The sequence below is a fragment of the Paenibacillus forsythiae T98 genome, from assembly GCF_000520735.1.
In the GTDB taxonomy this organism is placed as follows: Bacteria; Bacillota; Bacilli; order Paenibacillales; family Paenibacillaceae; genus Paenibacillus_AQ; species Paenibacillus_AQ forsythiae.
On the sequence record NZ_ASSC01000406.1, the window covers coordinates 1 to 3832 of the forward strand.

Genomic DNA, 3832 nt, shown 5'->3' on the forward strand with positions numbered 1-3832 from the left:
CCAGGCAATGGCGGCGCGAATGTACAGTCCGGAGGGCAGCCACGCGGCGAGGAGCAGCCACAGCCATCTTCGCCATCCCTGCTTTTGCACCCTTACATTGTGAGCGAGCAGCTTGATGCAGGTTCCGCAGCACAGGCTCAGAACCAGCAGCGCTCCCGCGCCGCTCTCGCTTAAGCCGTAACCGCGAACAAGGAACGGCAGCAGGATAAGAAAGCCTGCCGCAATCTTCAGGACCGTTACCGACAGGCTGTACAAGATTCCGCCGAGCATGATTGTCCGTATCCATTCCTTGCGCTGCCGCAGGAACAGCAGGTCTCCTTCATGCAGCAGGAGCAGCATGCCGCCCTGCATCAGAAGAGCGAGCAGCGCGGGCAGGACAGCGTAGGGCAGCAGATGAATCCATGCCGGAAGCGGCTCCTTCCAGAATCCGTAATAATATCTTCCGCCAAGCAGCGCTCCCGGGATCAGGATGTACAGAAATACCGTCCAGTCGGCGGCGGTGCGGATGATGCCGAGCTGCTCCTTCCAGTGCTGGACAAGCCGCATACGCAGCAGCCTCCCGGGATCAGGGGTGTCATAGCCGGTCCGTCTCTCCGCCAGATTGTTCATGGCATGCTTCACCTCCCCCATCATGCCAGCGCATCGAAGCAGTCGAACAGCGACGCTTCCGGCAATCCCGCCGCCGCGCGGATATGGTCCAGCGTGCCGGCAGCCGCCACGCGCCCGGCGGATACGAGCACAAATGAATCGCAGATCTTCTCCGCCGTATCCAGCACATGCGTTGACATCAGCACCCCCGCTCCCCGCTGTCGCTCCGTCTCCAGCAGACGCAGGAAATCCTTGGTTGCCCGGGGATCAAGTCCGATAAACGGCTCGTCTACGATATAGAGATCGGGCTGCACAAGAAACCCGAGCATCAGCATCATCTTCTGCTTCATCCCTTTGGAGAAGCCCGCTGGCAGATCGTCGCGCACATGCTCCATGCCGAATTGGCGGAGCAGCCGCTCCGCCGACTCCTTGAAGCTCCCGTAGTCCAGCCCGTAAGCGGCGGCCGACAGGTCAAGATGCTCCCACAGCGTCAGATCCTCATAAAATACCGGCTGCTCCGGCACATAAGCGTAGCTGCCGCCCGAGCCGCCGATGGACACCTCGGCCTTCACATGCTTCAGCAAGCCGAGCAGCGTCTTGATCGTTGTGCTCTTGCCGGCTCCGTTCGGGCCGATCAGTCCGAGCAATTGGCCGCGCCGGACCTTAAACGAAATATCCGCGATGCGGACATCCCCTTCCTCATATCCCGCCTGGGCTATGGCAACATCCAGCACGATATCCTCCCGCTCCGGCATCTCCTGTTCCTGTTCGGGCAGTTCCCTGCCGATTTCTCTCTCTTTCATCCGATCCATCTCCCAAATATGTAAATACAGCTAATACACATCTTACCATTTGCTCACGACTTTTGCAGCCGCTCTTCAAGCTCACACGGCAGCCGGCGCTTCAAGGCTGTCCTTGCCGGCCTCATGATCCCTGCGCTCGATCCATCCCCGGAGCAGCAGCATGGCCGCGCCCAGCAGCAGGGTAAGCAAGCCGGAGACAATGTAGGCAAGCACCGGACCCGAAGCCGTAACCAGCGCTCCGCCAGCCACCGGGCCCAGAATGACGGAGGTGCTGGTCAGGCTGTTTACCGTCCCGAAGACCCTGCCGGTGTAGGCTACAGGTGTCCGTTTTTGCAGCATCACCTGAAACGGAATGAAGACGAATCCCGCTCCGACTCCTGCCAGAAGAAACGCGGAAAATAAAAGGATATAAATAACCGCTCCCGGTTGGCCGGTTGCGGTCGCCACAGCCGCCCCGGCGGATACCGCTCCCATTAGTACCGCGCCAATGCCCATGAACAGCAGCGGGTGCCGCGAGCCGCCCATCCGCCCGGCCAGCAGCGCCGCGATCAGTGTGCCCAGCCCGCTTGCCCCCACGCACCAGCCCAGCAGATCGCCGCTTACGCCGGGAATGATCCGGAACAGCGTCACCAGCTGCGAATCGGCGATATTCAACACGAGCAGAACGGATACGAGCATGAGAATGCCGCTGAGCACAGCGGGCATACCGGCAATCATCCGCAGACCTGCGGCCATTTCCCGGCGGAAAGACTGCCAGTCTCCGGCACGTCCTTCGGTCCGGCTCCCGGCCCCCGCCCGGCTCGGCAGAGCGGCCAGAATCGCAGCCGAGACCATAAATGTGGCGGAGTCAATCAGGTAGCAGGCGGAGACGCCAAACATCGCCACCAACAGACCGCCAAGGGCGGGACCAAGAATTTTCGTAATCTGCTCTATGGAGGAGCTCAAGCCAACCGCAGCATCCATTTGGGAGGCGGGAACCAGCTCTTTCAGCTTGCCGCTCTTGGCCGGGGAGAAGATCACGTCCATCATTCCCTTGAGCAGCAGCAGCACATAGACCTGGGTCAGCGATCCGGCGAATACGAGCGAGGCCACGATCACCGCACGGGCGACATCCGAGCCGATCATCAACGCCTTGCGGTTCAGCCTGTCGGCCGCCACCCCGGCGAAAGGCCCGCCGAGCAGCATCGGAGCCGCCATACAGAGTGAGATAGCGGTAATCTCCCAGGGCGTCGCGTGCCATTTCAAGCCGACCATCGTCAGCAGCGCGAGCACGTGCAGCCAATCGCCCACATTGGATATGAGCTGTGCCGAGAGCAGCAGCAGAAGCGGGCGGCTCAGCGTCAGCTTGCTTTTTTCATGGTCAGAGCTTTGATTATTCATTGCTATTTCACTCCTGTCGTTCTCTAGCTTCATAAAGCCATATTAAGGCAACAGGGATATTTATCCATCCGTCCCGGGATGTAATCTCCGCTACCCGCAGAGGCTGATTTGGATCTCGCCGCAGAAAGCGAAAGCATTTTGATTTTTAATAATTAAAAGTGTACTCATTGTGACAAATCACATGTTTTTCTGCCATTTATTCACGTATTGTAAGGATATATACAGGTTCGCTTTGCACAGGTCCTTTGCTTTCAGGATGAGATTGTTCAACCCTGCGGGCGGCCCGCAAGAAGAATTAATAATAAAGGGTGAGAGATGAATGATACAATCCTATGAACGCGATACCCAGCTGACGCTGCACTTGTACCGCGTGTTCGCCAAGTCCTTCAAGAGCATCAATGAACATGCCGTAATTGGAAGCAAGATCGAAGGGTTCAACCCGACGGCCTTTGCCGTCATGGAAGTGCTTTACTATAAAGGACCGCAGCCAATCCAGCAGATCGGCGCCAAGCTGCTGCTGCAGAGCGGGAATGTTACTTACGTCATCGACAAGCTCGAAGAGCGCGGCTACCTGCAGCGCAAGCCCTGCCCTACCGACCGCCGGGTTATTTTTGCGGAGCTGACACCAGAGGGTGAGCGTCTGATGAACGACATGTACCCGAAATATTCGGAGCGCATTCATCTGGCGTTCAGCGGACTGAACGACGAGGAGAAGGAACAGATGATCGTGCTGCTGAAAAAGATGGGGCTTCAGGCCGAGAAGCTGTCTCCGCTTCCGCGGAAATAGCTTTCCGAAGGTTCCCGTCCGCAAGCATCCTCGGGCAACCGGTCTGCCGCACAAGGTCCGGCTTATTAAGTCTTCATGTTCAAGAAAAACGGCTGTACCGTCCATTAGAGGGCGGCACAGCCATTTTTTTCCGTTTCTTTTCCGTTTATATAGAGCGCTTTGCGCCTGTCCGCTCTGCCGCTAAATTACGGTCACGCGGCGCTATTGCGCCTTTTTGAAAGCGATGCTCTCCTGTTCGGACACCGGCACTCCGCTGCGGAGGCCCGCCGATACC

4 protein-coding genes are annotated in these 3832 nt (G+C 58.2%); 1 reads left to right on the forward strand and 3 read right to left on the reverse strand.

The genetic code is table 11. The annotated features are described in order from the left end of the window. From L692_RS28705 to L692_RS0112910, 3 genes are all read right to left on the reverse strand, one after another. A partial coding sequence (locus L692_RS28705) for an ABC transporter permease (RefSeq protein WP_198027752.1) occupies nt 1-609 on the reverse strand: 609 nt, incomplete at its 3' end. A gap of 20 nt (nt 610-629) precedes the next feature. Continuing rightward, nucleotides 630-1343, reverse strand: a complete 714-nt coding sequence (locus L692_RS0112905; RefSeq protein WP_232238782.1) for an ABC transporter ATP-binding protein — start codon at nt 1341-1343, stop codon at nt 630-632. A 129-nt stretch (nt 1344-1472) separates the two neighbouring features. Then, nucleotides 1473-2771, reverse strand: a complete 1299-nt coding sequence (locus tag L692_RS0112910) for an MFS transporter (RefSeq protein WP_025700457.1) — start codon at nt 2769-2771, stop codon at nt 1473-1475. A gap of 319 nt (nt 2772-3090) precedes the next feature. On the opposite strand from L692_RS0112910, the gene L692_RS0112915 reads away from it, so the two are divergent. Beyond that, nucleotides 3091-3558 carry a MarR family winged helix-turn-helix transcriptional regulator gene (locus L692_RS0112915; RefSeq protein ID WP_025333069.1) on the forward strand — a complete coding sequence of 156 codons (468 nt, stop codon included), beginning with the start codon at nt 3091-3093 and terminating at the stop codon, nt 3556-3558. Nucleotides 3559-3832: the final 274 nt, after the last annotated feature.

Coding starts and splice junctions, on each gene's coding strand:
- L692_RS0112905 (WP_232238782.1), bottom strand. CDS start 1,343: ATGCCGGAGCGGGAGGATATCGTGCTGGATGTTGCCATAGCCCAGGCG.
- L692_RS0112910 (WP_025700457.1), bottom strand. CDS start 2,771: ATGAATAATCAAAGCTCTGACCATGAAAAAAGCAAGCTGACGCTGAGC.
- L692_RS0112915 (WP_025333069.1), top strand. CDS start 3,091: ATGATACAATCCTATGAACGCGATACCCAGCTGACGCTGCACTTGTAC.